Source organism: Roseomonas sp. KE0001, from assembly GCF_016107285.1.
Classification (GTDB): Bacteria; Pseudomonadota; Alphaproteobacteria; order Acetobacterales; family Acetobacteraceae; genus Pseudoroseomonas.
The window spans coordinates 63137-89092 of the sequence record NZ_RCVQ01000010.1; the positions used below are offsets into that span (position 1 = coordinate 63137).

General features: G+C 70.2%; 27 protein-coding genes. 14 read left to right on the forward strand and 13 right to left on the reverse strand.

Annotated elements, in window-relative coordinates; translation table 11 throughout:
• Genes D9598_RS17780 through D9598_RS17790 form a run of 3 tightly spaced genes read left to right on the forward strand, consistent with a single transcriptional unit; the run spans position 1 to position 2190 of the window.
• Complete coding sequence (locus D9598_RS17780; protein ID WP_198367894.1) at positions 1-672, forward strand: amino acid ABC transporter permease; 672 nt, start codon at positions 1-3, stop codon at positions 670-672.
• A gap of 10 nt (positions 673-682) precedes the next feature.
• Positions 683-1333, forward strand: a complete 651-nt coding sequence (locus D9598_RS17785) for an amino acid ABC transporter permease (protein WP_198367895.1) — start codon at positions 683-685, stop codon at positions 1331-1333.
• A gap of 29 nt (positions 1334-1362) precedes the next feature.
• Positions 1363-2190 carry a transporter substrate-binding domain-containing protein gene (locus tag D9598_RS17790; protein WP_198367896.1) on the forward strand — a complete coding sequence of 276 codons (828 nt, stop codon included), beginning with the start codon at positions 1363-1365 and terminating at the stop codon, positions 2188-2190.
• A gap of 74 nt (positions 2191-2264) precedes the next feature.
• Here D9598_RS17790 and D9598_RS17795 read toward each other — a convergent pair whose 3' ends face one another.
• Positions 2265-2513, reverse strand: coding sequence for a hypothetical protein (locus D9598_RS17795; protein ID WP_198367897.1), 249 nt, complete (start codon positions 2511-2513; stop codon positions 2265-2267).
• Between the two features lie 424 nt (positions 2514-2937).
• Between D9598_RS17795 and D9598_RS17800 the strand changes: the two genes are divergently transcribed.
• From D9598_RS17800 to D9598_RS17825, 6 genes are all read left to right on the forward strand, one after another.
• Positions 2938-3903, forward strand: a complete 966-nt coding sequence (locus tag D9598_RS17800; protein WP_232477404.1) for a tripartite tricarboxylate transporter substrate binding protein — start codon at positions 2938-2940, stop codon at positions 3901-3903.
• Positions 3904-4053: 150 nt separating this feature from the next.
• Entirely contained in the window at positions 4054-5331 is a 1278-nt protein-coding gene (locus tag D9598_RS17805) for an ABC transporter substrate-binding protein (protein WP_198367899.1), read from the forward strand.
• Positions 5331-6266 carry a carbohydrate ABC transporter permease gene (locus D9598_RS17810; RefSeq protein ID WP_198367900.1) on the forward strand — a complete coding sequence of 312 codons (936 nt, stop codon included), beginning with the start codon at positions 5331-5333 and terminating at the stop codon, positions 6264-6266. Before D9598_RS17805 ends, D9598_RS17810 begins: the two co-directional genes overlap by 1 nt.
• A complete protein-coding gene (locus D9598_RS17815) occupies positions 6263-7096 on the forward strand; it encodes a carbohydrate ABC transporter permease (protein ID WP_198367901.1) in 834 nt (277 codons plus the stop codon). The genes D9598_RS17810 and D9598_RS17815 overlap by 4 nt, the downstream gene beginning before the upstream one ends.
• A 23-nt stretch (positions 7097-7119) precedes the next feature.
• Positions 7120-8205 carry an ABC transporter ATP-binding protein gene (locus D9598_RS17820; protein ID WP_198367902.1) on the forward strand — a complete coding sequence of 362 codons (1086 nt, stop codon included), beginning with the start codon at positions 7120-7122 and terminating at the stop codon, positions 8203-8205.
• Positions 8206-8289: 84 nt separating this feature from the next.
• The gene (locus D9598_RS17825; RefSeq protein ID WP_198367903.1) at positions 8290-9285 is read left to right on the forward strand and encodes a tripartite tricarboxylate transporter substrate binding protein; all 996 of its coding nucleotides are present in this window, start codon (positions 8290-8292) and stop codon (positions 9283-9285) included.
• A gap of 45 nt (positions 9286-9330) precedes the next feature.
• On the opposite strand, the gene D9598_RS17830 is transcribed toward D9598_RS17825, so the two are convergent.
• From D9598_RS17830 to D9598_RS17860, 7 genes are all read right to left on the reverse strand, one after another.
• Positions 9331-10749, reverse strand: a complete 1419-nt coding sequence (locus D9598_RS17830) for an amidohydrolase family protein (protein WP_198367904.1) — start codon at positions 10747-10749, stop codon at positions 9331-9333.
• Complete coding sequence (locus D9598_RS17835) at positions 10733-11590, reverse strand: ABC transporter substrate-binding protein (RefSeq protein ID WP_198367905.1); 858 nt, start codon at positions 11588-11590, stop codon at positions 10733-10735. Before D9598_RS17835 ends, D9598_RS17830 begins: the two co-directional genes overlap by 17 nt.
• Positions 11591-11656: 66 nt before the next feature.
• The gene (locus tag D9598_RS17840) at positions 11657-12541 is read right to left on the reverse strand and encodes a polysaccharide deacetylase (RefSeq protein WP_198367906.1); all 885 of its coding nucleotides are present in this window, start codon (positions 12539-12541) and stop codon (positions 11657-11659) included.
• Positions 12528-13352 (reverse strand): ABC transporter substrate-binding protein, encoded by an 825-nt coding sequence (locus tag D9598_RS17845; RefSeq protein ID WP_198367907.1) that lies wholly within the window; start codon positions 13350-13352, stop codon positions 12528-12530. The genes D9598_RS17840 and D9598_RS17845 overlap by 14 nt, the downstream gene beginning before the upstream one ends.
• Before the next feature lie 12 nt (positions 13353-13364).
• On the reverse strand, positions 13365-14156 hold the full coding sequence (locus tag D9598_RS17850; RefSeq protein WP_198367908.1) for an amino acid ABC transporter ATP-binding protein: 792 nt from the start codon (positions 14154-14156) through the stop codon (positions 13365-13367).
• Positions 14153-15004, reverse strand: coding sequence for an amino acid ABC transporter permease (locus D9598_RS17855; RefSeq protein WP_198367909.1), 852 nt, complete (start codon positions 15002-15004; stop codon positions 14153-14155). Before D9598_RS17855 ends, D9598_RS17850 begins: the two co-directional genes overlap by 4 nt.
• 4 nt (positions 15005-15008) lie before the next feature.
• On the reverse strand, positions 15009-15962 hold the full coding sequence (locus D9598_RS17860) for an N-carbamoyl-D-amino-acid hydrolase (RefSeq protein WP_198367910.1): 954 nt from the start codon (positions 15960-15962) through the stop codon (positions 15009-15011).
• Positions 15963-16231: 269 nt separating this feature from the next.
• Between D9598_RS17860 and cysS the strand changes: the two genes are divergently transcribed.
• Positions 16232-17665 carry a cysteine--tRNA ligase gene (cysS, locus tag D9598_RS17865; protein ID WP_198367911.1) on the forward strand — a complete coding sequence of 478 codons (1434 nt, stop codon included), beginning with the start codon at positions 16232-16234 and terminating at the stop codon, positions 17663-17665.
• Positions 17666-17692: 27 nt separating this feature from the next.
• Here cysS and D9598_RS17870 read toward each other — a convergent pair whose 3' ends face one another.
• Positions 17693-18673 carry a sulfite oxidase heme-binding subunit YedZ gene (locus D9598_RS17870; RefSeq protein WP_198367912.1) on the reverse strand — a complete coding sequence of 327 codons (981 nt, stop codon included), beginning with the start codon at positions 18671-18673 and terminating at the stop codon, positions 17693-17695.
• A 201-nt stretch (positions 18674-18874) separates the two neighbouring features.
• On the opposite strand from D9598_RS17870, the gene D9598_RS17875 reads away from it, so the two are divergent.
• The 3 genes from D9598_RS17875 to D9598_RS17885 all read left to right on the forward strand — a co-directional run bounded on the left by D9598_RS17875 (position 18875) and on the right by D9598_RS17885 (position 21804).
• Positions 18875-19243, forward strand: coding sequence for a DUF305 domain-containing protein (locus tag D9598_RS17875; protein WP_232477405.1), 369 nt, complete (start codon positions 18875-18877; stop codon positions 19241-19243).
• 73 nt (positions 19244-19316) lie between these two features.
• Positions 19317-20150: an RNA methyltransferase gene (locus D9598_RS17880; RefSeq protein WP_198367913.1), complete on the forward strand. Its 834-nt coding sequence runs from the start codon at positions 19317-19319 to the stop codon at positions 20148-20150.
• Between the two features lie 52 nt (positions 20151-20202).
• Entirely contained in the window at positions 20203-21804 is a 1602-nt protein-coding gene (locus D9598_RS17885; protein WP_198367914.1) for an ABC transporter substrate-binding protein, read from the forward strand.
• Between the two features lie 36 nt (positions 21805-21840).
• On the opposite strand, the gene D9598_RS17890 is transcribed toward D9598_RS17885, so the two are convergent.
• From D9598_RS17890 to D9598_RS17900, 3 genes are all read right to left on the reverse strand, one after another.
• Positions 21841-22029, reverse strand: a complete 189-nt coding sequence (locus D9598_RS17890) for a hypothetical protein (RefSeq protein WP_198367915.1) — start codon at positions 22027-22029, stop codon at positions 21841-21843.
• Between the two features lie 10 nt (positions 22030-22039).
• Positions 22040-23401: a glutathione-disulfide reductase gene (gorA, locus tag D9598_RS17895; RefSeq protein ID WP_198367916.1), complete on the reverse strand. Its 1362-nt coding sequence runs from the start codon at positions 23399-23401 to the stop codon at positions 22040-22042.
• 144 nt (positions 23402-23545) lie between these two features.
• Positions 23546-25024 carry an NAD-dependent succinate-semialdehyde dehydrogenase gene (locus D9598_RS17900; protein WP_255528791.1) on the reverse strand — a complete coding sequence of 493 codons (1479 nt, stop codon included), beginning with the start codon at positions 25022-25024 and terminating at the stop codon, positions 23546-23548.
• 194 nt (positions 25025-25218) lie between these two features.
• Between D9598_RS17900 and D9598_RS17905 the strand changes: the two genes are divergently transcribed.
• Positions 25219-25371: a DUF3309 family protein gene (locus tag D9598_RS17905; RefSeq protein WP_198367917.1), complete on the forward strand. Its 153-nt coding sequence runs from the start codon at positions 25219-25221 to the stop codon at positions 25369-25371.
• Between the two features lie 24 nt (positions 25372-25395).
• On the opposite strand, the gene D9598_RS17910 is transcribed toward D9598_RS17905, so the two are convergent.
• Positions 25396-25836: a hypothetical protein gene (locus D9598_RS17910; RefSeq protein WP_198367918.1), complete on the reverse strand. Its 441-nt coding sequence runs from the start codon at positions 25834-25836 to the stop codon at positions 25396-25398.
• Positions 25837-25956 lie beyond the last annotated feature (120 nt).

Here is a 25956-nt window from a genome sequence, read left to right on the forward strand (position 1 = left end):
ATGACCTATGTCTTCGAGTTCGGTCAGGTCTTCGCTGCCTGGGACGAGCTGCTGGCCGGCGCGCTGCGCACCCTCTGGCTCTCCGCCGCCTCGATGGCCATCGGCCTGGTGCTGGCCATCCTCGGCGCGCTCGGCAAGACCAGCGGCCCCACCTGGCTGCGCTGGCTGCTCGACGCCTATATCGAGCAGATCCGCAACACCCCCTTCCTGATCCAGATCTTCCTGGTCTTCTTCGGCCTGCCGGCCATCGGCCTGCGACTGGAGGCCGACCAGGCCGCGCTGCTCGCGATGGTGATCAACGTCGCGGCCTACGGCATCGAGATCATCCGCGCCGGCATCGAGAGCATCGGCAAGGGGCAGATCGAGGCCGGACGGGCGCTCGGGCTGCATTCCCTGCAGATCTTCCGCCACATCATCCTCAAGCCGGCGCTGCAGGCGATCTACCCGGCGCTCACCAGCCAGTTCATCCTGCTGATGCTGAATTCCAGCGTCTGCTCGGCGATCGCGGCCAGCGAGCTGACCGCGGCGGCGAACGACATCCAGGCGCGCAACTTCCGCAGCTTCGAGGTCTATTTCGTCGTCACCGGCATGTACTTCGCCATGTCGCTGATCTTCTGGGGGATCTTCGCCGTGATCGAGCGTGCCTTCCTGCGCCGCCCGGCGACGCGCTGAGGCGGCGGGCATGCGCGAGTTCGGCCTCAACGAATTCTGGTTCATCCTCCTGGCGGTGCGCTGGACGCTGCTGCTCTCCGTCGCCGCCTTCCTCGGCGGCTGCCTCGGCGGCCTCGCCATCGCGCTGATGCGCACCAGCCACCTCGCCGCGCTGCGCTGGCTCGCCATCGGCTACATCAAGCTGTTCCAGGGCACGCCGCTGCTGATGCAGCTCTTCCTGGCCTTCTTCGTGCCCGGCATCTTCGGCTTCGACGTCGATCCCTGGGGGGCCGCGGTGCTGGGCCTCTCGCTGCATGCCAGCGCCTTCCTGGGCGAGATCTGGCGCGGCTGCATCGAGGTGGTGCCGCGCGGGCAATGGGAGGCCTCGGCCGCGCTCGGCCTGCGCTACTGGAACCAGATGCGGCACATCGTGCTGCCGCAGGCCTTCCGCATCGCCATCCCGCCGACCGTGGGCTTCCTGGTGCAGCTCATCAAGGCGACCTCGCTCGCCTCGATCATCGGCTTCGTCGAGCTGACCCGCGCGGCGCAGGTGATCAACAATGCCACCTTCGAGCCCTTCACCATCTTCGGGCTCGTGGCGCTGATCTACTTCCTGCTGTGCTGGCCGCTCTCGGCCTACAGCCGGCGCATGGAGAGGAAGCTCGCCGTGGCGACACGGTGAGCGGTACAACAGGGACAAGGAGACGAGCCATGGACGTGACGCTTCGGATCGGCCGCCGCCGCCTGGCCAGCCTGCTGGCGGCGGGCGCGAGCGTGGCGCTGCTGCCCGCCCTGACGCGGCCGTCGCAGGCCGCGACGCCGGCGGAGATCCGCCAGCGGGGCCGCATCTCCGTCGGCGTGCTCACGGACTACCCGCCCTTCGGCGGCACGGATGCCGAGCAGAAGCCGGCGGGCTACGACGTGGATGTCGCGCGGCTCTTCGCCAAGGAACTCGGCGTCGAGCTGCAGCTGGTGCCGGTGACGGGCCCGAACCGCATCCCCTTCCTGCTGACCAACAAGGTGGACATGCTGATCGCCACCTTCGGCATCACCGAGGAACGCGCCAAGCAGGTGCTCTTCTCGCACCCCTACAGCGCCTTCACCACCTACATCCTGGCGCCGAAGTCGGCCGCCATCTCCGGCCCCGACGACCTGAAGGGCGTGCGCGTCGGCGTGGCGCGCGCCAGCACGCAGGATCTCGCGGTGATGGCGATCGCGCCCAAGGAGATCCGAATCATGCGCTTCGATGACGATGCGACGACCACGCAATCCCTGATCTCGGGCCAGACACAGGCGATCGGCGCCAGCAGCACCGTGCTGGCGCAGCTTCGGCAGAACTATCCGAAGCTGGAGATCGAGCCGAAGTTCACGCTGCGCGCGCAGGCCAATGGCATGGCCTTCCGCAAGCAGGACGAGGCGCTCCGCGACTTCAGCAACGACTTCATCAAGCGGCTGGTGGACAGCGGCGAGCTGGGCCGGATCTATGAGCGCTGGTTCGGCGCGGCGATGGACCCGCTGCCGCCGATGCCGCAGTTCTAGATCGGAGCGATGATCGGGGGCGAAAGGGAGGGCTTCTCCTCCCTGCCCCTACCCCCGATGCCTGAAGGAGGCTGTCAGCCAGCCGCCATGTCGGCGACGGCCTTGCCTCCGCCATGCTGGATCAACCAGAGCTGGTGATGCGCTTCGACCAGCGCCTCCAGCCCCTGGCGGCGGTTGATGTCGGAAGGGTTGCGGTGAAGGCTGTGCTCCAGCACTTCCAGCAATTGACGCGCGACCGCGATCTCGCCCTGGGCACAGGCCTGCTGGAAGGCGAGGAGGATCTTGTCGGAGAGCCGGCGCGTCGTAGGGGTAAAGCGGAGCATGGAGGCCCTGCATCCTGCGTGACGATGGGTCAGCGAACGGTTCGATCGCCAACGGCACTATAAGCGCATGCCATGCAGTTTGCACAAGGTAAATTGAAGTCGGCCGTTGAGCAAGAAAATTCGTCTTCGTCTCAGTTTTTTTTGATCGCGGCCTGATGATGTCACCGAACCGCCGACATTCTTTCATGCATCGTCTTGCATGATGTCTGACAACCCGCCTATGCATCACCGCCCTGCGACCCGCCCATCCGGCCCGGCACCAAGTTCGCCAGGTTTATAAAGCGGAGAATTGCAACCGTTGCGGGAGGAAGCGATGCCGGCGAGGCCGACGACATTTCGGCGGACCGGCGCCTCCCGGCTTTCGCCCCGGGCAAGTCCGCCCGGCGGCAGGACCGATGGAGGAAGCAAGTCCATGAATGCCCTGTTGTCCCGCAGAACCCTGGCGCTGGCCGCCCTCCTGGGCGCCGCCGCGTGGCCGGCCCAGGCCCAGCAGCGCACCTATCCCATCCAGCCGATCCGCGTCATCGTGCCCTTCTCCGCCGGCACCTCGGACACCGTGGCGCGGCTGGTGACACAGCCCATGGGCCTGGCGCTCGGCCAGCCCTTCGTGGTGGAGAGCCGGCCGGGCGCCGGCGGCAATATCGGCAGCGAGGCCTGCGCGCGCGCCCCGGCCGATGGCTACACCATCTGCCTCGGCACGATCAGCAGCCACGCCATCAACCCCGCCACCTATGCGAAGATGCCGTATGACAACCTGAAGGACTTCGCGCCGATCACCCAGCTCGCCGCGCAGCCGAACGCCCTCGCCGTCCGCATGGACCTGCCGGCGAGTACGGTGGTCGAGCTGATCGAGATGATGAAAAAGAAGCCCGGCGACCTGAACTACGGCTCCTCCGGTGTCGGCACCTCGGTGCATCTCGCCGGCGCGCTCTTCACGCAGATGACCGGCACCGAGGCCGAACACGTGCCCTATCGCGGCAGCGGACAGATCGTGACGGCGCTGCTCGGCGGCGAGCTGCCAATGGCCTTCGACAACTTCTCCTCCGTCTGGCCCTTCGCGCGGGACCAGAAGTTGCGCATCCTCGGCGTCACCTCGCTCCAGCGCAGCCCGGCCGCGCCGGACATCCCGGCCATCGCCGAAACCCTGCCCGGCTTCGAAAGCCTGTCCTGGCACGGCCTCTTCGCGCCGGCCGGCACGCCGCCTGAGATCGTCGCGCGGCTGCAGCAGGAGGCCAAGGCGGCCCTGGCCACGCCGACGGTCGCGGCACGCTTCCAGGAACTCGGCATCACGCCGGTCGGCAGCGATCCCGAGACCTTCGGAAAGTTCGTCGCCAGCGAGACCCAGCGCTGGGGCGCGGTGGCGCGCAAGGCGCAGATCCGCATCGACTGAGCCAGGCGGCGTTGCGGCGGGGTTGCATCCTCGCCGCGACGCGGCTAGCCGTTGGGCACGGGCGTGGCGTCGCCGCCCCGCTTCCGGATGGGCAACACCTTCCTTCGGTCCTGCCGCGACCATCCGGCAAAGATCCAGGGAGGAGCCCCGATGCCGCGCATCCGCGCTGCCATCCTTTCGGGCCTGCTGCTGAGTATCCTTGGCGTGACAGGCCCCGCGCACCGCGCCGCCGCCGCGGAGATCACCATCGCCTGCGGCGCGCTCGGCCAGGAACTGGAATTGTGCCGCGACGGCGCCGAGGCCTGGGCGAAGCGCACCGGCCACACGCTGAAGATCGTCTCGGTGCCGAATTCCGCGAGCGAGAGGCTGGCGCTCTACCAGATGATGCTCGCAGGGGGCGCCTCGCAGATCGACGTCTATCAGATCGATGTCGTCTGGCCCGGCATCCTCGCCAACCACTTCATCGATCTGAAGCCCTACAGCGGGGGTGCGGAGAAAAGCCACTTCCCTGCCATCGTGGAGAACAACACCGTGGACGGCCGGCTGATCGCCATGCCGCTCTACACGGACGCCGGCGTCCTCTACTACCGCAAGGATCTGCTGGAGAAGCACGGCCGCCCGGTTCCCGCCACCTGGCAGGAGATGACCGAGACCGCGCGCCTGATCCAGCGGGCCGAGCGCGGCGGGGGAGAGGCCGGGCTCTGGGGATATGTCTTCCAGGGCCGCGCCTATGAGGGGCTGACGGTGAACGGGCTGGAATGGATCGCCAGCTCCGGCGGCGGCACCATCGTCGACGCGGAAGGCCGCATCACCATCGACAATCCGCGCGCCGCCGAAGCACTCGCGCTCGCCGCGAGCTGGATCGGCGACATCACGCCGGAAGGCGCGCTGACCTACACCGAGGAGGAGGCGCGCGGCGTGTTCCAGTCCGGCCACGCCGTGTTCATGCGCAACTGGCCCTATGCCTGGGCCCTGGCCCAGGGCGAGGACAGCCCCGTGCGCGGCCGGACCGGCATCGCCGCCCTGCCGCATGGCGAGGGGGGCGGGCCCGTCGGCATCCTTGGCGGCTGGAATCTCGCCGTCTCGCGCTATTCGCGGCATCCGGACGAGGCCGCGGACCTCGTCATGTCACTGGCCGGGCCGGAGGAGCAGAAGCGCCGCGCCATCGTCGCCGCCTACAACCCGACCCTTCCCGCGCTCTACGAGGATGCCGAGATCCTGGCGGCCAATCCCTTCTTCCGGACGCTTCACGCGACCTTCAGCCAGTCCGCCGCGCGGCCCTCCCGCGTCACCGGCACCAAGTACAACCGGGTGTCCCACACCTTCTGGACACGCGCGCATGAGGCGCTCTCGGGCCGGATGACGGCCGCGGCCGCCGTGGCGGCGATGCGGCATGACCTGCGTCGCCTGAGCCGGCGGGGCTGGTGATGACGCGGCACGACGATGCCCTGGGCCTGGCGCGCATCCGCATCCGCGCCGCCTGGATGTTCCTGGCGCCGACCCTGATCGTGCTGGCGGCGGTGGCCGGCTGGCCGCTGCTCCGCACCATCTGGTTCAGCTTCACCGATGCCGAGCTTGGCAACCTGTCCGGCTACCGCTTCATCGGCTTCGCCAACTACCTGGAGCGCTACGAGGGGGAATGGCTGGGCCTGCTCGCCGATCCGGCCTGGTGGGGCGCCGTGCGGCGGACCATCTGGTTCGCCCTCGTCTCCGTCTCGCTGGAGGCCGTACTGGGCATGATCGTCGCGCTGGCGCTCAACGCCCGCTTCCCCCTGCGCGGCCTGGTGCGCGCCGCCATCCTGATCCCCTGGGCCATCCCGACCATCGTCTCCGCCCGGATGTGGGCCTGGATGCTGAACGACCAGTTCGGCGTCATCAACCACGCCCTGCTGGCCCTCGGCCTGATCGACGCGCCCGTGGCCTGGCTGGCCGATCCCGACCTCGCCCTCTGGGCCGTGGTCATCGTCGATGTCTGGAAAACCACGCCCTTCGTGGCGCTGCTGATCCTGGCCGCGCTGCAGATGCTGCCCGGCGACTGCTACGAGGCGGCGCGCGTCGACGGCATCCATCCGGTGCGCGTCTTCTTCCGCGTCACGCTGCCGCTGATCCGGCCGGCGCTGGTCGTCGCGCTGATCTTCCGCGCCCTCGACGCGCTGCGCGTCTTCGACCTGGTCTATGTGCTGACCTCGGGTTCCGCCGGCACCATGTCCATGTCGGTCTATGCGCGGCAGCAGCTGGTCGACTTCCAGGATGTCGGCTACGGCTCCGCCGCCTCCACCCTCCTGTTCCTGGTCATCGCCCTCCTGACGCTGTCGGTGGTGGTGCTCGGGCGGCTTCGGCTGGATGGGGAGGCGGGCCGATGAACGCCGCCCGCCTCGCCGGCCGGCTGGCCTTCGCCCTGCTGCTGCTGGCCATCATCCTCTTCGCGCTGTTCCCCTTCTACCACGCGCTGGTCACCTCCTTCCGCTCGGGCAGCGAGCTCTTCATCCCCGGCCTGTTTCCGGCCGCGCTCGACCCCCGCAACTACGCGCTGGTCTTCACCCAGCAGAATTTCGGCCGCACGGTGCTGAACTCGGTGCTGGTGGCAGTGGCCGTTGTCGGCTTCTCCATGCTGCTCGCCGTGGCCGCGGCCTATGCGCTGGGCCGCGTGCGCTTCCGCGGGCGCGGCGCGCTGATGCTCACCATCCTCGGCGTCTCGATGTTCCCGCAGGTCGCCGTGCTGTCCGGCATGTTCGAGCTGATCCGCGCCCTCGGCCTGTACGACACGCTTCCGGGTCTGATGCTGGCCAATCTCGTCCTCACCCTGCCCTTCACCGTCTGGGTGCTCACCACCTTCATGCGCGAACTGCCGAAGGAGCTGGAAGAAGCGGCCTATGTCGACGGCGCCCCGCCGCTCACCGTGGTGCGCCGGGTCTTCCTGCCGCTGCTCTGGCCCGCCATGGTGCCGACGGCCCTGCTGGCCTTCATCGTCTCCTGGAACGAGTTCCTCTTCGCCTTCACCTTCACCCTCTCGGCGGAGACGCGCACGGTGCCCGTCGCCATCGCCCTGCTCAGCGGCGGCAGCCGCCAGGAACTGCCCTGGGGGCTGGTGATGGCCGCCTCCGTCATCGTCACCCTGCCGATCGTCGCGCTGGTGCTCACCTTCCAGCGCAAGATCGTCTCGGGCCTCACCGCCGGCGCGGTGAAGGGCTGACACCAAGGATCGGGAATCATCACATGGCCGGAGTGTCCCTGCGCCGGGTCCGCAAGAGCTTCGATGGCCAGACGGTCATCCGCGACATCGACCTCGATATCGCCGACGGGGAGTTCTGCGTCTTCGTCGGCCCCTCGGGCTGCGGCAAGTCGACCCTGCTGCGGCTGGTCGCCGGGCTGGAGACGGTGAGCGGCGGCGCCGTCCTGATCGGTGGCGAGGACGTGACCGCGGCGCCGCCCCGCGCGCGCGGCATCGCCATGGTCTTCCAGTCCTACGCGCTCTATCCGCACATGACGGTGCGCGAGAATATCGCCTTCGGCCTGGAGACGCGCCGCGCGCGCAAGGCGGAGATCGCCGCGCGGGTCGAGGCGGTGGCGAAGCGGCTGGAGCTGGAAGGGCTGCTGGAGCGCCTGCCGAAGCAGCTTTCCGGTGGGCAGCGCCAGCGCGTCGCGATCGGCCGGGCCATCGTGCGCGAGCCGCGCGTCTTCCTCTTCGACGAGCCGCTGTCCAATCTCGATGCCTCGCTGCGGGTGCAGATGCGGATCGAGATCGCCAGGCTGCATCAGTCGCTGCGGACGACGATGATCTACGTCACCCACGATCAGGTCGAGGCGATGACGCTGGCCGACAAGATCGTCGTGCTGAACGCGGGCCGCGTCGAGCAGGCCGGCGCGCCCACGGAGCTTTATCGCCATCCCCGCAACCTCTTCGTCGCCGGCTTCATCGGCAGCCGGCGGATGAACTTCCTGCCCGTCCGGGCCGAGGGGATGCGGGACGGCGCGGTGGAGGTCCTCCTGCCGGGCGGCGGCCGCCTCGCCGTGCCGGTCGCCGGAGAGGGTGCCCGGGCCGGAGAGGCGCTGACCCTCGGCATCCGGCCGGAGCATCTGCGCCTGGCCGGCGGTGCGCCGGATCTCGCCGGCCCGGTCGAGGTGGTGGAGGAACTGGGCGACGAGCAGCTTGCCTATCTGCGCCTGCCGGATGGCGGCCTGGTCACGGCGCGGCTCGAATCCGGCACGGCGCCGCGCGAGGGCGAGACGGGCGCGCTCGAACTTCCGCCTGCCGAATGCCACCTCTTCCGCGCGGATGGCAGCGCCTTCGGCCGCCCCTGAGCGCGAGGGCTGGACGCCCTCTCCGCTCTGACCGATCCTGCCTCTCCGCGCCGCAACGACGGCGCGGCACGGGAGAGACGGATCATGACCCAACGCCGCGCGCTGCTGCGCGCCAGCCTCGCCGCGCCCCTGGCCCTCGCCTGCCCCGCCCTGGCCCGCCCCGGCCTGGCCCAGGGCGGCTGGCCGCAGCGGCCCATCCGCCTGATTGTCCCCTTCCCGCCCGGCGGCTCGACCGATGTCATCAGCCGCCTCTACGCCGAGCGCATGGGCGCCTTGCTCGGGCAGCCGGTGGTGGTGGAGAACCGACCGGGCGCGAGCGGCAATCTGGGCATCGACGCCGTGGCCAAGGCCGCGCCGGACGGACACACCCTCGGCGCCGCCACGGTGAGCATCCTCGCCATCAACCAGTATCTGTTCGGCAGCATGCCCTTCGATACGGAGAAGGACGTGATGCCGGTCGGCCTCGCCTGGGAGACACCGAACGTCGCCGTCGTCGCGCCGCAGCACAATCCGGCACAGACGCTCGGTGAGTTCCTAGACTGGGCCAGGAGGAAGCCCGAGGGCATCACCTACGGCTCGACCGGGATCGGACAGACCACGCATCTCTCCAGCAGCATGCTGTTCAGCCGCACCGGGGTGAAGACGACGCATGTCCCCTATCGCGGCGCGGCGCAGACGGTGCCGGCGCTGCTGGCGGGGGATGTCGATATCGTGCTGGACAACCTCGCCTCGCAGATCGCGCTGATCCAGGAGGGACGGATGCGCGGGCTGGCGGTCACCAGTGCCGGGCGCTGGCCCACCCTGCCCCAGGTGCCCACCATCAGCGAGGCCGGGGTGCCCGGCTTCGTCATCAGCGTCTGGGGCGCCTTCGTCGCCCCGGCCGCCACGCCGGCACCCATCGTGGAGCGGATCAACGTGGCGATGCGGCAGGTGGGCGGGGACGAGGCGATGCAGCGGCGGCTGCTCCAGGGCGGCGCCCTGGCGCTGTCGGGCACCGCGGAGGAGGCCGCGGCCCGCGTCGCGCGGGAACGGCCGATGTGGCGGCAGGTCGTCCAGGAGTCCGGCGCCCGCGCCGACTGAGGCGGGCGGCGGATGCCGCACCGGCCCGGGCCGGCGGGGCATCCCTCACAGGTCGAGCCAAGGCAGCTCCTCGCGCGGGCGCGCCAGGTCGGGGTTCTGCGCGATCATGCGTTCCCAGACCCGTCGCGTGACCGACTGCGCCTCGCGCAGCAGGGCGGGCTCATCCACCGTCAGGACCCGGCCGTCGCGCAGGACGAAGTCGCCATCGACCATCACGGAGCGGACGGTGCCGGGGTGGCCGTAATGGACGATGTTCGAGACCAGCCGCACGACGGGCCGCATCGCCGGCGTGTTCAGGTCGATGAAGGTCAGGTCGGCCTTCTTGCCGGCCTCGATGCTGCCGATGTCCGACGCGGCGCCGAGGCTGGCGGCGGCGTCGCGCGTCACGGCATCGAGGATCGTCTGCGGCCCCGGCAGCACGCCGCCTTCCCGCTCCCGGCCCCGGCCGGTGCGATGCAGGATCGAGCCGATGCTCATGGCCTGGAACATGTCCTCGGTCATGTTGTCCGTGCCGATGGCGACACGCACGCCGGCGTCACGGATCAGGCCGAGCAGGGCGGGATGCATGCCGCGCCGGCGCGAGATGCTGGCCGGGGTGTGCGCCATGGTCACGCCGCGCGCGGCGAGCAGCCCGATATCCTCCGGCGTGCAGAAGGTCCAGTGCGCCGCCGTCAGATCGGGGCCGAGAAATCCCTCGCGGTCCAGATAGGCGGCGGAGGTGGTGCCGCGCGCCGCCTTCACCGCCGCCACCTCGCCCGGGCTCTGCGACAGGTGCACGGTGCGCGTCAGCCCGTGCCGGGCCGCGAGATCCAGCAGCTTGCGCAGCATGGCGGGCGAGCAGTTGTCCGGCGCATGCGCCGCCACCTGGCAGCGCACGCGGTCGCCGTGGCTGCCATGCAGCGCCTCGATCATCGCCTCGGCGCGGTCGAGGAACTGCGCGCCGAAGGCCGGGTCCTCGCGGTAGTCGCCGTGGCGGATCCGGCGCGTGTCGATGTCGGCGCAGCTTTCCGAGAGCCACAGCCGGAGGCCGGTCGCCGCCATGGCCTCCGCATAGGAGGCGACGTGCCGGAAGGGATCGACCAGCGTCGTCGTGCCGCTGCGGATCGCCTCCAGGCAGCCGAGCGCCGCCATGACCGAGCGCTCCTCGCCCGACATGGTGTAGGAGACGGGCGACATGTAGCCGTAGATCATGTCACCGTCCCAGTCCTCCACCGTGCCCCGCAGCACGGTCAGGACGGTGTGGGTATGGGCGTTGACCAGGCCGGGAAGCACGGCCAGCCCCCGCGCGTCGATGCGCTCGGCGCCGGGATGCGCGGCCTCCAGCAGCTCGGCGGGCGCCACGGCGGCAATGCGCGCGCCGCGCAGCAGGATGGCCTGGCCCGCCAGCACGCGGCGCTCCGCGTCGCAGGTGACGATCGCCGCGCCGGTGATCAGCCTCTCCATCGGCTCAGTTCTCGCCGGCATCGATGCTGATCCGCTGCAGGGCCTGGCGCTCCAGGCCGTGCTTCCTCAGGATCTCCAGATAGGTGCCGTTGGCCACCAGGCGCTGCAGCGACGCCGCCACGGCATCGCGCAGGTCGGTGGTGTCCTTCGGGAAGGCCATGCCGGAGAGGTTGCGGGTGATCGGCTCGCCCACCTCGACGAAGGCGCCCGGATTGAGCTGGCGCAGGTAGACGACATATTCGGCGCCGAGGATGGCGCCTTCCGCGCGTCCCTGCTGCAGGTCCGTGCGCGAGGCGGCGGCGCCTTCCGTGCCGATCACCTGCATGGCCGGCCTGCCGGCGGCGACGCAATTCCTCTCGCTCCAGGCCTGGGCCGAGGGGAAGTAGTTGGTGGTGCGCGGCGTCGCCACGCTGCGGCCGCAGAAGTCGGTGGCCTTCTCCGCGCCCTTCCGTTGGGCCGCCGTGGTGAAGATCTGCGCGCCGGTGCTGACGTAATCGACGAAGCTCAGCCGCTCGCGCCGCGCCGGAAGGTCGGTCATCGAGCTGCCGCTGAAATCGACGCGGCCGGTGGTGATGGCCGGAATGAGCTGAGCGAAGGCCATCTCCTCCCAGCGGATCTCGACGCCGAGATCCTTGCCGATGGCGGTGACGAGATCGACGTTGACGCCACGCCGCTCATTCGTCGCCGGGTCCTTGTAGGCCATCGGCGGATAGGTGGCCTCGATGCCGACGCGGAGATAGCCCTGCTGGCGGAAGCGCTCGGGCAGGGACGCCTCCTGCGCCGCCGCGGATCTCGCGGCCGGAACGGCGGCGACCAGGCAGGCCAGGACCGCGACGGCCAGGTGACGGAGCGGACGGGACATGCAACCTCCTCCATGAAAAAGGCCGGATGAAAAAGGCCGGGGCGCTGTGCCCCGGCCCATCGACGCTCAGCCGGCCCGCGCCTCGCAGGCGGCGAAGTGGTTGGCGATCTCCCCGCCCGTCGCGATCCAGACATCGCCGCAGGATCGGGCATAATCGAGGAAATGGCGCAGCAGCCGGAGGCGCATCGGCCGGCCGCTGCATTGCGGATGCAGCACGGTGGTGACCATGCCGCCCCAGTCGCGGATCTCGTCCAGCTCATCCTGCCAGATCGACAGCACCGCCTCGCGCGGCTGGATGGTGTGGCGGCTGTAGCGATGCGACAGGCCGAGCAGCCAGTCGTCATAGCAGGCCGTCACCGGCAGCTCGATCAGGCCGGGCGTGCCATCGTCGAGCAGGTGGCGATAGGGCCGGACATCGTCACGGAAGGAGGAGGTGTAGAGCAGGCCGCGCCGCTTCAGCAGCACGCGAAGCTCCTCGCAGAACTCCCCGGAGGGCGCGCGGTAGCCGCGCGGCACCACGCCGAGGCGCCGCTTCAGCACCTCCAATCCGCGCTCCACCTCCTCCGCCAGCATCGGATCGTCCGGCTTCGGCATCAGATGGTGGAAGCCGTGGTGGCCGATCTCGTGCCCCTCGGCCAGGATCGCCTCGCACATCGCCGGATGCGCCTCGACGGACCAGCCGGTGATGAAGAAGGTCGCCTTCAGCCCCTGCTGGCGCAACAGCTCCAGCAGCTTGCGCGTGCCGACGCGGGCCTCGTAGCCGCCGAAGGACATGGTGACGAGCTCGCCGTAGCGAGCGGGGTCGTTGCCGGTCCAGGCCGTCTCGGCATCCACGTCGAAGGAGAGGAACATGGCCGCGCGATGGCCGCCGGGCCAGGGGAATTCCGGCGCCAGGGGCGCGCGGTTGGCGGGCGCCAGCGGCACCCGCTCGGCCGGTTCACTCACCGCCATTGACCTGGATTTCCGGGATGGCGCTGGGCGTGAGCTGCCACTTGGCCAGCAGCCTCGCATAGGTGCCATCGGCCATCAGCGCCTTCAGCCCCTCGACCAGGGCCTGCTGCAGCTGCGTCTCCTCCTTGCCGGTGGCGATGCCCATCAGCGTGTAGCGCACCGGCTCGCCGATCGGCGCATAGGTGTTGGGCTCCTGCCCCATGATGTAGGGCAGCGTCTCGCCCCCCTGCATGGCGGCATCGATGCGGCCCTGGCGAAGCTGGGTGCGCGCATCGGCCGAGCCCTCGGTCGGCACATAGACGATGGCGGGCCTGCCCTTGCCCTCGCACTCGGCCTCGCTGAAGGCCTTGATGTCGTTCGGCAGCGCCGTGCGCCGGCTGGCGCCGACGCGCTTGCCGCAGAGCGCCTGCGGCTCAGGGAACTCGGCGGCGCGGCTGTGCTGGGTGAAGAACTGGCTGCCGGAGCGGAGATAGTCGATGAAGGTGGCCGTCTCCTGCCGGCTCTTCAGGTCCGACATGCCGGAGAGGATGATGTCGACCCGGCCGGTGCGCACCGAGGCCAGCATCTGGTCGAAGCTGGTCTCCTGCCACTGCATCCTGACGCCGAGCTTCTCGGCCAGGGCCTGGCCGAGCTCGACGTCGAAGCCGGTCAGCTCATTGGTCTGCGGGTCGCGCAGCTCGAGTGGCGGGTAGTTCGGCACGATAGCGGCGACGATCGCCCCGCGCGAGGTGATGCGCGCGGGCAGCTCCGCCGCCTGCGCGGCGGCGAGAGGCGTCAGCATGGTGGCGGCGAGCGCCAGAGCCTTGAGCATCGTGGATGTCCTTCAGGAGAGAACGGCGGAGAGGAAGGCCTTCAGCCTGTCCTCGCGGGGATTGGCGAGCACCTCGGCGGCGGGGCCGGATTCGACGATGGCGCCGCGGTCCATGAAGACCACGCGGTCACCCACCTCACGGGCGAAGCCGAGCTCGTGCGTCACCACGATCATGGTCATGCCGGTGGCCGCCAGCTCCTTCATCGCCGCCAGCACCTCACCCACCAGCTCGGGGTCGAGGGCGCTGGTCGGCTCGTCGAAGAGCATCAGCTTCGGCTTCATGGCCAGCGCGCGGGCGATGGCGACGCGCTGCTGCTGCCCGCCCGAGAGCTGCGCCGGATAGTTGCCGGCCTTGTCGGCCAGGCCGACGCGCTCCAGCAGCGCCTTCGCCTCGCGCACCGCCTCGGCGTGGTTGCGGCCCTGCACCTGCACCGGGCCCTCGATGACGTTCTCGAGCGCGGTCATGTGCGGGAAGAGATTGAAGCGCTGGAAGACCATGCCGGTCTTGAGCCGCTGCCGCGCGACCTCCTTCTCGGAAAGGCTGTGCAGCCTGTTCCCCGCGATGCGCCAGCCGGTCAGCTCGCCATCGACCCAGATGGCGCCGCTGTCGATGGTGACGAGCTGGTTGACGCAGCGCAGCAGTGTCGTCTTGCCGGAGCCCGAGGCGCCGATGATGCAGACCACCTCGCCGGTCCGGACGTCGAGGGAGACGCCGTCGAGCGCCTGGAAGTCGCCAAACTTCTTGCGCACGTCGACGATCGAGACGAGAGGTGGGGAGACAGGAGAAGCGGGTTGCGCGCTCATCGGCCACCTCCCGTGCCGCGCGCGAAGCGGCGTTCGAGCAGCATCTGCAGCGGCGTCAGGATCGAGACGACGACGAGGTACCAGATGGCGGCGACGATCAGCAGCTCGATGACGCGGGAATTGGCGTAGTAGATGTTCTGCGCCGCGTGCAGGATCTCGGCGAACTGGATGACGCTGGCGAGCGAGGTCAGCTTCACCATGCCGATGAACTCGTTGCCGAGTGGCGGGATGACGACGCGCATGGCCTGCGGGAAGACGATGCGGCGCAGCGCCTTCATCCGCGTCATGCCGATCGCCTTGGCCGCCTCGTACTGCCCGGCATCGACCGAGAGCATGCCGGCGCGGATCACCTCGGAGGTATAGGCCCCCTGGTTGATGCCGAGGCCGAGAAAGGCGGCCAGCGCCGGCGTCATGACATCGACGGTCCGCATCGACCAGTCGCCGAAGCCGAGCGTCGGGAAGATCAGCGCGATGTTGAACCAGAGCAGCAGCTGCAGGATCACCGGCGTGCCGCGGAACAGCCAGGCGTAGCCCATGGCCACGCCCTGCAGCACGGGGTTGGGCGACATCCGCATCACCGCGGCGGTGACGCCGAGGAGGATGCCGAGGCCCATGGCGGCGAAGGTCATCCAGATGGTGTTGACCAGCCCGGTCATGATCGCCGGCGCGGTCAGGAAGCGGCCGACGAAATCCCATTCGATCTGGCCGACGGCGAAGGCGCGCGCCAGCCCGGCCAGCAGCAGCACAATGACGGCGACGGCCAGCCAGCGCCCCCAGTGCCGGTCCGGCACATGGGTGAAATGCGCGATGTCGGGCAGGGCCGGGGAAGAGTGGGGTGCCGCGCTCATCCGCTCAGCCGGCCTTGCGCGGCGGCGCGATGGCGCCCTTCTGCGAGGAGATCAGCCCATAGGCCTCGGGGCGGCGGTGCATCTCGAAGTTGAACATCTTGGTCTTGCCCTGCAGGCAGAGGTCGAGGTCGCACTCCGCGACGACCACCTCGTCGGCCAGCGTCCGCGTCTCGGCGACGATGCGGCCGTTCGGATCGACGATGCAGGAGCCGCCGATCAGCCCCGAGCCGTCCTCCTCGCCGGCCTTGGCCACCGCCACCGCCCAGCACGCGTTCATATAGGCGTTGGCCTGCGCGGCGAGCTGCGAATGGAAGGTGCGCAGGCCCTGATCCTCGGTCTCGCCGCCGTTCGGATCGTAGGCCGCGGAGTTGTAGCCGACGAGCATCATCTCCATGCCCTGCAGGGCATAGACGCGCCAGGCCTCGGGCCAGCGGCGGTCGTTGCAGACCAGCATGCCGAGCACCGGCTCCCCCCAGCCTTCCGGCCCCCGGAAGGCCGGGAAGCCGAGGTCGCCATACTCGAAGTAGCGCTTCTCGAGCTGCTGGAACCGCGCGCCCTCGCGCGGCTCCACCGAGCCCGGCAGGTGCATCTTGCGGTACTTGGCCAAGATCGTCCCGTCCGGCCCGACGGTGACGGCGCTGTTGAAGCGCTTCCCCTCCGGGGTCTTCTCGGCATAGCCGATATAGAAGCCGACACCGAGCTCGCGCGCCCTGTCGAACAGCGGCTGGGTTTCCGGCCCGGGCAACGCCTCCTCGTAGTAGGGATCGAGCGCCGCCTCATCGAGCAGCCAGCGCGGGAAGAAGGTGGTGAAGGCCAGTTCCGGGAACACCACCAGCTGGGCGCCCTCCGCCGCCGCGCGTTCCAGCAGGGCGATCAGCCGGCCCAGGGTCTGCGAACGGGGATCGGCCTTCTGGGTCGGCCCCATCTGGGCGGCGGCGACGCGGAGAATTCGGGGCATGCTCGGGACCTTCAGCTTGGGGCCGCCGCTCAGGGGGCGGGACGGAGAATGCGAGGGCCATTCTGTCGCACAGAAATCAGGCAGCGCAATTGATCCGTCTATAAGAAATCGCGGCTTATCATAAAGGTTCCTTATGGCATGGCGCGAAGACAGGCATAGAGGTCCCTGATCCGCCCGTGCGGGGAGGCCCGGCTGAAATGGTTGACGGGACCGGGCGATCTGTCACACCTCGCCAGCTTGTGCCGACAACCAGCCGACAAGGCAGCGTGATGACCGAACTGGCCTTCCACAATAGCGCCACGCGCCGGCGGGAGCCGTTCCTCCCGATCGATCCGCAGCATGTGCGCCTCTATGTGTGCGGGCCGACGGTCTATGACCTGGCGCACCTCGGCAATGCCCGGCCGGTCGTGGTCTTCGACGTGCTGGCCCGGCTGCTTCGCCGCCGTTACCCCCGCGTCACCTATGTCCGCAACATCACCGACGTGGACGACAAGATCAACGCCCGCAGCCAGGAGAGCGGCGAGCCGATCGCGGCCATCACCGCCCGCACCACGGCCGATTTCCACCGCGACATGGCCGCCCTCGGCTGCCTGCCGCCGGATGAGGAGCCGCGCGCCACCGACAATATCGGCGCCATGATCGCGCTGATCGAGCGGCTCATCGCCAATGGGCATGCCTATGCGGCGGAAGGCCATGTGCTCTTCTCGGTGTCGAGCTTCGCCGATTACGGCCGCCTCTCCGGCCGCAGCACGGAGGAGCTGCTGGCCGGGGCGCGGGTCGAGGTCGCGCCCTACAAGCGCGAGCCGGGCGATTTCGTGCTGTGGAAGCCCTCGGAGGAGGCCCAGCCGGGCTGGGACAGCCCCTGGGGCCGGGGCCGGCCGGGCTGGCACATCGAATGCTCGGCCATGTCCTGGCGTTATCTCGGTCCCGATTTCGACATCCATGGCGGCGGCCACGACCTGCTCTTCCCGCATCACGAGAACGAGGTGGCGCAGTCGCTCTGCGCCTTTCCCGGCTCACGCTTCGCGCACACCTGGCTGCACAACGGCATGCTGCTCGTCGATGGCGAGAAGATGTCGAAGTCGCTCGGCAATTTCCTCACCGTCCGGGACATCCTGGCGCATGGCCCCTGGGCCGGCGAGGCCTTCAGGCTGCTGCTGCTCAAGACGCACTACCGCGCCGCCCTCGACTACACCACCGAGCGGCTGGAGGAGGCCAAGGCCGAGCTGGACGATTTCTACGCCCTGCTGGCACGCGATCTGCCGGCCGCGGAGGAGGGCGACGCCCTGGTGTCGGAGATGGCGGACTGGGCTTTGGAGCCGCTGGCCGACGATCTCAACACCCCCCTCGCCCTGACCCGCCTGCGCGACCTGCGCACGCTGGAGAATGTCGCCACGGTCGGCGGCTCAGCGGCCTCGGTGCTGCACCGGATCGGCCGCAACTGGCAGCCGGGGTCCGGACAGGCGGTGGCGGCGCTGCGGCGGGCCGCCGCCGTGCTCGGCCTGCTGGGCGGCGATCCACGCGCCTGGCGCCAGGGTGGCGACGATGCCGAGGCCGGGGAGATCGAGACCGCCATCGCCGCTCGCCTCGCGGCACGGCAGGCCAGGGACTGGGCGGCGGCCGACCGCATCCGCGCCGAACTCGCGGCGCGCGGCATCGTGCTGGAGGACGGACCGGGCGGCACCACCTGGCGCCGCGCCTGAGGCCACCGACGGGCGGCCGACGGGGCCTCAGGCTTCGGGCTGGCGCCGGGCGGCGGAGCGCCGTGCCGGCGCCTCGCCCGCCAGGCGCTCGCGGAGCAGCCGGGCGGCCCGCAGCCCCAGCATCCCCAGCCCGGCCAGGCCGACCCAGACCGCCGGACGCGGGCCGAAGGCGAGATCGAGATTGGCCAACAGCACCGGCCCCGGCGGCACGCCCGAGGCCACCGCGTACCACCCCGCTTCCAGCAGCGCCGTTGCCAGGGCCGCGGCCAGGGCGAGCAGCAGCAGGCGCCCCGGCCCCGGCGCGCCCTGCCGGGATGCCCCGGACCTCGAGGGCGCCAGAGGCCTTGAGGGCACCGGGGACCTTGAGAGCGCCGGGCCCGGCCTCAGCAGGCGATAGCCCATCAGCCAGAGAAAGAGGCCGCTCATCAGAATGGCCTCGGTCACGTCGATCTTCGATTGCAGGGCGAAATGCACCAGCGCGAGGACAGCGATGCCATAGACGGCGCGGTGCAGCGCCTGCCAGCGGCGCCCGCCCAGCCGCCGCACCCATCCGTCGGTGGAGGTGGCGCCCAGCACGGCCAGGCCCAGCAGGGCGAGGAAGCCGATGGTGAGATAGACGCGGAGCGCGATCTCGGAGGCGATGCGCGGCAGGTCCCATTGCAGATCCAGCGCGTAGAGCAGCAGGTGCAGCAGAGCATAGGCCAGGGCGCCGAGGCCGAGCATCCGCCGCACCAGCATCGCCTCCGGCCAGCGCAGCAATTGCCGCAGCGGCGTCACCAGCAGGGAGATGAGCAGGATCCGCACCGCCCAGAGGCCCGTGCTGTGGATCGCCTCCATGATCGGCCGGCCGCCCAGCGCCCCCTGTCCGGCCTGCGCCGTCAGCCACAGGCCGGGCAGGAAGAGGCTCGCCAGGACCATGGCCTTCAGCGCCGAGAAGCGGCCCTGGCGGTCGCGCCATGGCCAGGGGAAGGTCCGCCTCGGCGGCGGCGCCGTGATCTGCCGGGTCATGCCGCCTCCGTCCCTGCGCAGGGCGCATGTGGGGGCGTCGGCGCCCCGCGCCAGTCCAAAAGTTGTGGCAAGGGCGCCACGGCGTCTTGCCTTCCCCCCGTGTCAGGGTGACACCACGGGCGCGGCGCCACGCGCCACCCCCTTTCCGCCGCGCCTCCTGCCGGCGGGACTTCGCTTCTCCCAGACCGGAGGCACGACATCATGCCCCTCTGCATGCCCTTCTGCGCTTCCCTGCGACTCGCCGCCCTCGCCGGCCTGCTCCTCGCCGCGACGCCCGCCTGGGCCCAGCATGCCCAGCATGGCGCGGCCTCCGCCGCCTCCCCCTCCACCGCCGAGTTCCAGGCCGCCAGCCAGCGCATGCACAAGGCGATGGACATCCCGCTGACCGGCGACCCCGATCGCGACTTCGCCGCCGCCATGATCCCGCACCACCAGGGCGCCATCGACATGGCCCGCATCCAGCTGAAATATGGCAAGGACCCGGTGCTGCGGCAGATGGCGCAGGAGATCATCGAGGCGCAGGAGAAGGAGATCAGCATGCTGAAGACCTTCCTGCAGCCGGGGCGCTGAGCCCCTTTCCTTGCGGCGCGGCCCGGTTTATCGGGGCCGCACCGCAACCGGGACCCCCGAGGATGACCCTGCCATGACCGGCCGCGAGGGCGGCGCCGACCTGAAGCCGCTGCCGGGCGAGAGCCCGATCGTCGTGCTGGTGCGCCCGCAGCTCGCCGAGAACATCGGCACGACGGCGCGGGCCATGGCCAATGGCGGGCTGTTCCACCTGCGGCTGGTGGCGCCGCGCGATGGCTGGCCGCAGGAGCGTGCCTGGTTCGCCTCCTCCGGCGCCGACCGCATCCTCGACGCCGCCACGGTGCACGGCACCCTGGCCGAGGCCTTGTCCGACTGCCACCGCGTCTTCGCCACCTGCCCCCGGCCGCGCCATATCGTGGCCCCGCTGCGCACCGCCCGCGCCGCCGCCGAGGACCTGGTGGAGATCTGCCGCGGCCGCGGCCTGCGCAGCGCCGTGCTCTTCGGCCCCGAGCGCACCGGCCTCGACAATGACGACATGGCGCATGCCGATACCTGGGTGCGCTATCCCCTGAACCCGGACCACATGTCGCTGAACCTGGCGCAGGCCGTGATGATCCTGGCCTACGAGTGGTGGAACGCCGCCGAGGACCGCACGCCACCGCGCCAGCTCGTCACCAACGAGACCCGCGTGGCGACGAAGGGGGAGCTGGAGGGCCTGCTCGGCCGCCTCACCGCCGAGCTGGATGCCTGCGGCTTCCTCGACAACCGGCAGAAGCGGCCGGGCATGGTGCGGAACCTGCGCCACTGGTTCGAGCGGGGCGAGGTGACCGAGCAGGAGTTGCGCACCCTGCATGGCGTGGTCACGGAACTGTCCCGCGGGCGGATGCGGCGCGGCCGGCCGGCGCCGGAGGACCCGCCGCCGCCCTGGGCGGAGCCGCCCCTCGCTTGACCTCCGGTCGGGCCGCTGCCTAGCCTCCCTGCCAAAATCGGGAGGAACCATCATGCGGCGTCGCTCGCTTCTGCAGGGGGCCGGCCTGGGCGGCCTCGCCCTCACCCTGCCCTCGCTTGGCGCGCCCGCCCTGGCCCAGGGCAGCCGCGCCAGTACCCTGCGCTTCGTGCCCCAGGCCAATCTGACGGCGCTGGACCCGATTTGGACCTCGGCCATCGTCACCCAGATGCATGGCTACCACGTCTATGACACGCTCTACGCCGTCAATGGCGCGCAGGAGCCGCAGCCGCAGATGGCCGAGGGCCACACGGTCTCGGACGACCGGCGCGTCTGGCGCATCCGCCTGCGCGAGGGGCTGCGCTTCCACGATGGCGAGCCGGTGCGGGCGCAGGATTGCGCCGCCAGCCTGGCGCGCTGGGCGAAGCGCGATCCCTTCGGCCAGTTGCTGGGCAAGGTGGTGGAGCGCTGGGGCGCGGCGGATGACCGCACGGTGGAGATCCGGCTGACCAGGCCCTTCCCCATGCTGCTCGACGCCATCGCCAAGCCCGATGCCAATGTCGCCTTCATCATGCCCGAGCGGCTGGCCGGGACCGATGCCAACACGCAGATCGCCGAGGTGATCGGCTCCGGCCCCTTCCGCTTCCGTCCCGGGGAATTCGTCAGCGGCAGCCGGGCCGTCTACGAGAAGTTCGATGGCTATGTCCCGCGGTCCGAGGCGGCCGACTGGGCCAGCGACGGCAAGGTGGCGCATTTCGGCCGTGTCGAATGGCACATCATGCCGGATGCGGCGACCGCCGCCGCGGCGCTGCAATCGGGCGAGGTGGACTGGGTCGAGCAGCCGCTGAACGACCTGCTGCCGACCCTTCAGCGCGCCCGCAACCTCCGGCTCGATACCCTCTTCCCCACCGGCTCCCTGAGCCTGATGCGGCTGAACCACCTGCATCCGCCCTTCAACGACCTGAAGACGCGGCAGGCCGTCGCCCTGGCGGTCAGGCAGGCGGACTACATGCAGGTGACGATCGGCGAGGACCGCTCGCTCTGGCGGGAATGCCGCAGCCTCTTCCCCTGCGGCACGCCCTATGGCACCGAGGATCTCTCGGAACTGGCACGGCCCCCGCGCGACCTGGCGCGCGCCAAGGCGCGGCTGGCGGAATCCGGCTATTCCGGCCAGCCGGTGGTGATCATCAACCCGACCGACTTCCCGCTGATCGGGCCGCACGGCCAGCTCACCGCCAGCGTGCTGCAGGATCTGGGCATGACGGTCGACCTGCGGGACTCCGACTGGGGCACGGTGGTGCAGCGGCGCGTCAGCCAGGAACCCGTCGAGAAGGGCGGCTGGAGCATCTTCCACACCTACGGCTCGGCGATGGCCTATGCCAATCCGGGCGCTTCCTCCCTGGTCAAGGGCACCGGACGGCAGGGCTGGTTCGGCTGGTACGAGAACCCGGCCATCGAGGCCATGATCCAGGAATGGCTCGACGCGCCGGACGCCGACCGCCGCAAGACGGTGGCCGACCAGATCAACAAGCTGGCGCAGGACGACGTTGCCACCATCCCGCTCGGCCAGTTCGTCACGCGCACGGCCTATCGCAGCGACCTGAGCGGCTTCGTCAAGGGCAGCATGCCCTATTCCTGGGGCGTCCGGCGCGGCTGAGCGCCGCGCCCTCCGGGCCGGAAGCCGATCGCGCTCTCAGGGCAGCCTGTGCCCGATCGGGGCGCGATCGACCCGCCAGGATTGCGGCCAGTAGCCCGCCTTCTCGGTCCAGGCGAGGCCGAGCGCCACGGCCAGGACCACCAGCATCACCACCGCCTTGCGCCGCGCCGGCGGGCGCCGGAGCAGCTGGCCGATGAAGACGGTCAGCCGCAGCAGCGGCCCCATGGCGCCGGCCTCAGCCGCCGACGCGGCGCGTCATCGTCCGCATCGTGACGAATTCCTCGGCCGCCGTCGGATGGATGCCGACGGTGCGGTCGAAATCCTCCTTGGTCGCGCCGGCGACGATGGCTACCGCGATGCCCTGCATGATCTCGGCCGCGTCCTCGCCCAGCATATGCGCGCCGAGCACACGGCGGGTCCGCTCGGCCACGACGAGCTTCATCAGGGTCCGGCGCGGCTGGCGGCTGATGGTGTGGCGCATCGGCGTGAAGCGGGCGATGTAGATCTCGGCCGGTCCCAGCCGCGCCGCGGCCTCCTCGGTCAGCCCCACCATGGCGGCGGGTGGCGAGGTGAAGACAGCGGTGGGCACATTCTGGATGCTGGCCCGCCGCGGGGTCTTTCCGAACAGCGTATCGGCCAGAGCATGGCCGATGGCGGTCGCCACCGGCGTCAGGTTGAGCTGGTCGGTGACGTCGCCGATGGCGAAGATATGCGGCTGGGTCGTCGCCTGATCGGCGGTGACCGGAATGCAGCCCGAGCGGCCGGTCTCGATGCCGGCCTTCTCCAGCCCCAGCCCCGAGGTGTTGGGCAGGCGCCCGACGGCGAGCTTCACCTGGTCCGCCACCAGGCTCAGCCCCTGCCGCGTGGTCAGCCGGATGCCGCCCTCCGCGCGCTCCAGCGCGGCCATCTCCTGGCCGGGGTGCAGGCGGATGCCCTGGTTGATCAGCGCCTCGGCCATGGCCTCCCGCAGATCCTCGTCGAAGCCCCGCAGCGGCAGCGGCTGACGGTAGACCAGATCGACCTCGGCCCCGAGGCCGCGGAGCAGGCTGGCGAATTCCAGCGCGATATAGCCGCCGCCGGCAACGATGACCCGCCGTGGCAGGGCCTTCAGGGAGAAGAGGTCGTCCGAGAGCAGGCCCAGCTCGGCGCCGGGGATTTCGGGGCGCATCGGCTTGCCGCCGACGGCGATGACAATGCGCTCGGCGGTGACGCGCCGCCCGCCCACCTCCAGCGTATGGGGGTCGATGAAGGTGGCGCGGGCGTCGAAGCGCGTGACGCCGGCATTGCCGAGCAGGCGCTCGTAGATGCCATTCAGGCGGGCCACCTCGGCATCGCGCGCGGCGGCGAGCTTCGCCCAGTCATGCGGGCCCCGCACCGTCTCCCAGCCGAAAGCCGCCGCCTCCTCGGCCCATTGCCCGTACTCGGCGGCATGCACCATGATCTTCTTGGGCACGCAGCCGACATTGACGCAGGTGCCGCCCCAGAAGCGCTCCTCGGCCACCGCGACCCTCGCGCCATGGCCGGCGGCGATCCGGGCGCAGCGCACGCCGCCCGACCCCCCGCCGATGACGAAAAGGTCGAAGTCATACTGGCTCATTGGCGGGCGCCCTCGTCATTGCTGCGATCCACCGGCAAGAAGGGGCGCCGGGAGGGCGGCGTCAAGAAGCGGAAGCGCGGGCGCCTGCCCCGCCTCCGCCGCATGCCGTGGAGACGGGGCCCCGCCGCGGGGCCCCGCCTCGCCTCAGCTGCCGATGCCGCCGAGCGCCAGGTACTTCATCTCCAGATATTCCTCGATGCCGTGGCTCGACCCCTCGCGGCCGAGGCCCGACTGCTTGAAGCCGCCGAAGGGCGCCTCGGCGGTGGAGATGATCCCCTCATTGATGCCGACGATGCCGTATTCCAGCGCCTCCGCCACCCGGAAGACGCGCCCGACATCGCGGGAGTAGAAATAGGCCGCGAGGCCGAACTCCGTGTCGTTGGCGAGCTTCACCGCCTCCTCCTCCGTCTTGAAGCGGAAGAGCGGGGCGACGGGGCCGAAGGTCTCCTCGCGGAAGATCACGGCGTCATGCGGCACATCGGCCAGCACGGTGGGCTGGAAGAAGTTGCCGCCGCGCGCATCGGGCTTGCCGCCCGTCACCACCTTGGCGCCCTTGGCCAGCGCGTCGGCGATATGCGCCTCCACCTTCTTCACCGCGTCGCCGTTGATCAGCGGGCCCTGGGTGACGCCCTCCTCCATGCCATTGCCGACCTTCAGCTTCTGCACGGCCGCCTTCAGCTTCTCGGCGAAGGCGTCATAGACCCCTTCCTGCACCAGGATGCGGTTGGCGCAGACGCAGGTCTGTCCGGTGTTGCGGTACTTGGAGGCCATGGTCCCCTTCACCGCCTCGTCCAGGTCGGCGTCGTCGAAGACGATGAAGGGCGCGTTGCCGCCCAGCTCCATCGAGGTCTTCTTGATGGTCGCGGCGCACTGCTCCAGCAGCACGCGGCCGACCTCGGTCGAGCCGGTGAAGGAGAGCTTGCGCACCAGCGGATTGCCGGTCAGCTCCTTGCCGGTGGCGGAGGACGGGCCGGTGACGATGTTGCACACGCCCTTGGGCATGCCGGCGCGCTCGGCCAGCACGCCGATGGCCAGCGCCGAGAACGGGGTCTGACTGGCTGGGCGGATGACGCCGGTGCAGCCCGCCGCCCAGCCGGGGCCCGCCTTGCGGGTGATCATGGCGGAGGGGAAGTTCCAGGGCGTGATGGCGGCAAAGACGCCGATCGGCTCCTTGGTGACGAGGATGCGGCGACCCTTGGCGTTCTGCGGGATGGTCTCGCCATTCACCCGGCGCGCCTCCTCGGCGAACCAGTCGATGAAGCTGGCGGAATAGACCACCTCGCCCTTCGATTCCGCCAGCGGCTTGCCCTGCTCGGCGGTCATGATGGCGGCGAGGTCGTCCGAATTGGCCAGCATCAGCGCCGCCAGCTTCTTCAGGATGGCGGCGCGCTCGCTGGCCAGCATGGCGCGCCAGGCCGGCCAGGCGGCGTTCGCGGCCTCGATGGCGCGGCGCGTCTCGGCCTGGCCCATGGCGGGCACGGTGCCGACGAGTTCGCCATTGGCGGGGTTGCGGACCTCCAGTGTCTTGCCGCTCTCGGCCTGCACCCAGGCGCCATCAATGAGATTGGCCTGCCGCAGCAGATCGGGATCCTTGAGGGGCAGCTTGGCGACAGCATCCAGCATGGCGGACTTCCTTCCTGATCGATGTCTTGGGCGCGGGAGACCGCGCGGGCATCGGCGGAGAAGTTAGGCATGCCCGAAGGCGCTGTCAGCCCGCCTCGCCACGCTTTCGCGCCAGGACGCCTGCAACAGAACGGTCATGCTGGCGTTCAGCCGGAACCGGGGGCATTCGGCCCGCGGCACAGACGGAGGATGCCATGGGCCTGATTCTGCTGATTATCGTGATCCTGCTGCTGGTCGGTGCCCTGCCCCGCTGGGGCTACAGCAGCGGCTGGGGCTATGGCCCTTCCGGCGGCCTCGGCCTTATTCTGCTGATCCTCATCGTGCTGCTGCTGATGGGCCGGATCTGACCCCGCGGCGGGGCCGGCCACGGGTCAGGCGGCACCCGTGGCCGGCAGCCGCGTCACCGCCAGGTCGAAGGCCTCCATCACGCTTCCGGCCCTGAGCGCCTGGGCGATCCGCCGCGCGGTCAGCAGGCGGGGGCCGGAGCGCTCCATCACGATGGCCGCCCAGATGGCGACGCCGAGTCCCACCAGGGGCGCCAGATGCAGATGCAGCAGCGCCACCAGGATGCCGCCATGGACGGGCGCCAGCCAGGCGGTCACGACCACGGTGAGCGCGGCGATGGTGAGACCGACCGCCAGCGTCAGATCCAGACGGGCCAGCCGGCAAGCGGCGGTCACTTCCTGGCGCAGCCGGGGCAGCGCGATCCGCAGCGGATCATCGACCATCGGCGCCGCGCCACGGCTCGCAAGATATCGTCGCGCCAGAAGCTCGGCCTGGGCGGAGTCTTTTCGGGACATCGGCCGGGGCATGGGCCATCTCCACTCGCGATCTGCGTCTGCTGCAACGCAGCATAAGACTGCCCCCTCGGCGCTGCCAAGCGCCGCGATCCGCTGCCCGCGCGGATCATCCGCGCGGACGGGATATCCGTT

What these genes read in the sequence shown, in the direction of transcription:
- D9598_RS17780 (WP_198367894.1), top strand. Translation starts at nt 1, where the DNA reads ATGACCTATGTCTTCGAGTTCGGTCAGGTCTTCGCTGCCTGGGACGAG.
- D9598_RS17785 (WP_198367895.1), top strand. Translation starts at nt 683, where the DNA reads ATGCGCGAGTTCGGCCTCAACGAATTCTGGTTCATCCTCCTGGCGGTG.
- D9598_RS17790 (WP_198367896.1), top strand. Translation starts at nt 1,363, where the DNA reads ATGGACGTGACGCTTCGGATCGGCCGCCGCCGCCTGGCCAGCCTGCTG.
- D9598_RS17795 (WP_198367897.1), bottom strand. Translation starts at nt 2,513, where the DNA reads ATGCTCCGCTTTACCCCTACGACGCGCCGGCTCTCCGACAAGATCCTC.
- D9598_RS17805 (WP_198367899.1), top strand. Translation starts at nt 4,054, where the DNA reads ATGCCGCGCATCCGCGCTGCCATCCTTTCGGGCCTGCTGCTGAGTATC.
- D9598_RS17810 (WP_198367900.1), top strand. Translation starts at nt 5,331, where the DNA reads ATGACGCGGCACGACGATGCCCTGGGCCTGGCGCGCATCCGCATCCGC.
- D9598_RS17815 (WP_198367901.1), top strand. Translation starts at nt 6,263, where the DNA reads ATGAACGCCGCCCGCCTCGCCGGCCGGCTGGCCTTCGCCCTGCTGCTG.
- D9598_RS17820 (WP_198367902.1), top strand. Translation starts at nt 7,120, where the DNA reads ATGGCCGGAGTGTCCCTGCGCCGGGTCCGCAAGAGCTTCGATGGCCAG.
- D9598_RS17825 (WP_198367903.1), top strand. Translation starts at nt 8,290, where the DNA reads ATGACCCAACGCCGCGCGCTGCTGCGCGCCAGCCTCGCCGCGCCCCTG.
- D9598_RS17830 (WP_198367904.1), bottom strand. Translation starts at nt 10,749, where the DNA reads ATGCCGGCGAGAACTGAGCCGATGGAGAGGCTGATCACCGGCGCGGCG.
- D9598_RS17835 (WP_198367905.1), bottom strand. Translation starts at nt 11,590, where the DNA reads ATGTCCCGTCCGCTCCGTCACCTGGCCGTCGCGGTCCTGGCCTGCCTG.
- D9598_RS17840 (WP_198367906.1), bottom strand. Translation starts at nt 12,541, where the DNA reads ATGGCGGTGAGTGAACCGGCCGAGCGGGTGCCGCTGGCGCCCGCCAAC.
- D9598_RS17845 (WP_198367907.1), bottom strand. Translation starts at nt 13,352, where the DNA reads ATGCTCAAGGCTCTGGCGCTCGCCGCCACCATGCTGACGCCTCTCGCC.
- D9598_RS17850 (WP_198367908.1), bottom strand. Translation starts at nt 14,156, where the DNA reads ATGAGCGCGCAACCCGCTTCTCCTGTCTCCCCACCTCTCGTCTCGATC.
- D9598_RS17855 (WP_198367909.1), bottom strand. Translation starts at nt 15,004, where the DNA reads ATGAGCGCGGCACCCCACTCTTCCCCGGCCCTGCCCGACATCGCGCAT.
- D9598_RS17860 (WP_198367910.1), bottom strand. Translation starts at nt 15,962, where the DNA reads ATGCCCCGAATTCTCCGCGTCGCCGCCGCCCAGATGGGGCCGACCCAG.
- cysS (WP_198367911.1), top strand. Translation starts at nt 16,232, where the DNA reads ATGACCGAACTGGCCTTCCACAATAGCGCCACGCGCCGGCGGGAGCCG.
- D9598_RS17870 (WP_198367912.1), bottom strand. Translation starts at nt 18,673, where the DNA reads ATGACCCGGCAGATCACGGCGCCGCCGCCGAGGCGGACCTTCCCCTGG.
- D9598_RS17875 (WP_232477405.1), top strand. Translation starts at nt 18,875, where the DNA reads ATGCCCCTCTGCATGCCCTTCTGCGCTTCCCTGCGACTCGCCGCCCTC.
- D9598_RS17880 (WP_198367913.1), top strand. Translation starts at nt 19,317, where the DNA reads ATGACCGGCCGCGAGGGCGGCGCCGACCTGAAGCCGCTGCCGGGCGAG.
- D9598_RS17885 (WP_198367914.1), top strand. Translation starts at nt 20,203, where the DNA reads ATGCGGCGTCGCTCGCTTCTGCAGGGGGCCGGCCTGGGCGGCCTCGCC.
- D9598_RS17890 (WP_198367915.1), bottom strand. Translation starts at nt 22,029, where the DNA reads ATGGGGCCGCTGCTGCGGCTGACCGTCTTCATCGGCCAGCTGCTCCGG.
- gorA (WP_198367916.1), bottom strand. Translation starts at nt 23,401, where the DNA reads ATGAGCCAGTATGACTTCGACCTTTTCGTCATCGGCGGGGGGTCGGGC.
- D9598_RS17900 (WP_255528791.1), bottom strand. Translation starts at nt 25,024, where the DNA reads ATGCTGGATGCTGTCGCCAAGCTGCCCCTCAAGGATCCCGATCTGCTG.
- D9598_RS17905 (WP_198367917.1), top strand. Translation starts at nt 25,219, where the DNA reads ATGGGCCTGATTCTGCTGATTATCGTGATCCTGCTGCTGGTCGGTGCC.
- D9598_RS17910 (WP_198367918.1), bottom strand. Translation starts at nt 25,836, where the DNA reads ATGCCCCGGCCGATGTCCCGAAAAGACTCCGCCCAGGCCGAGCTTCTG.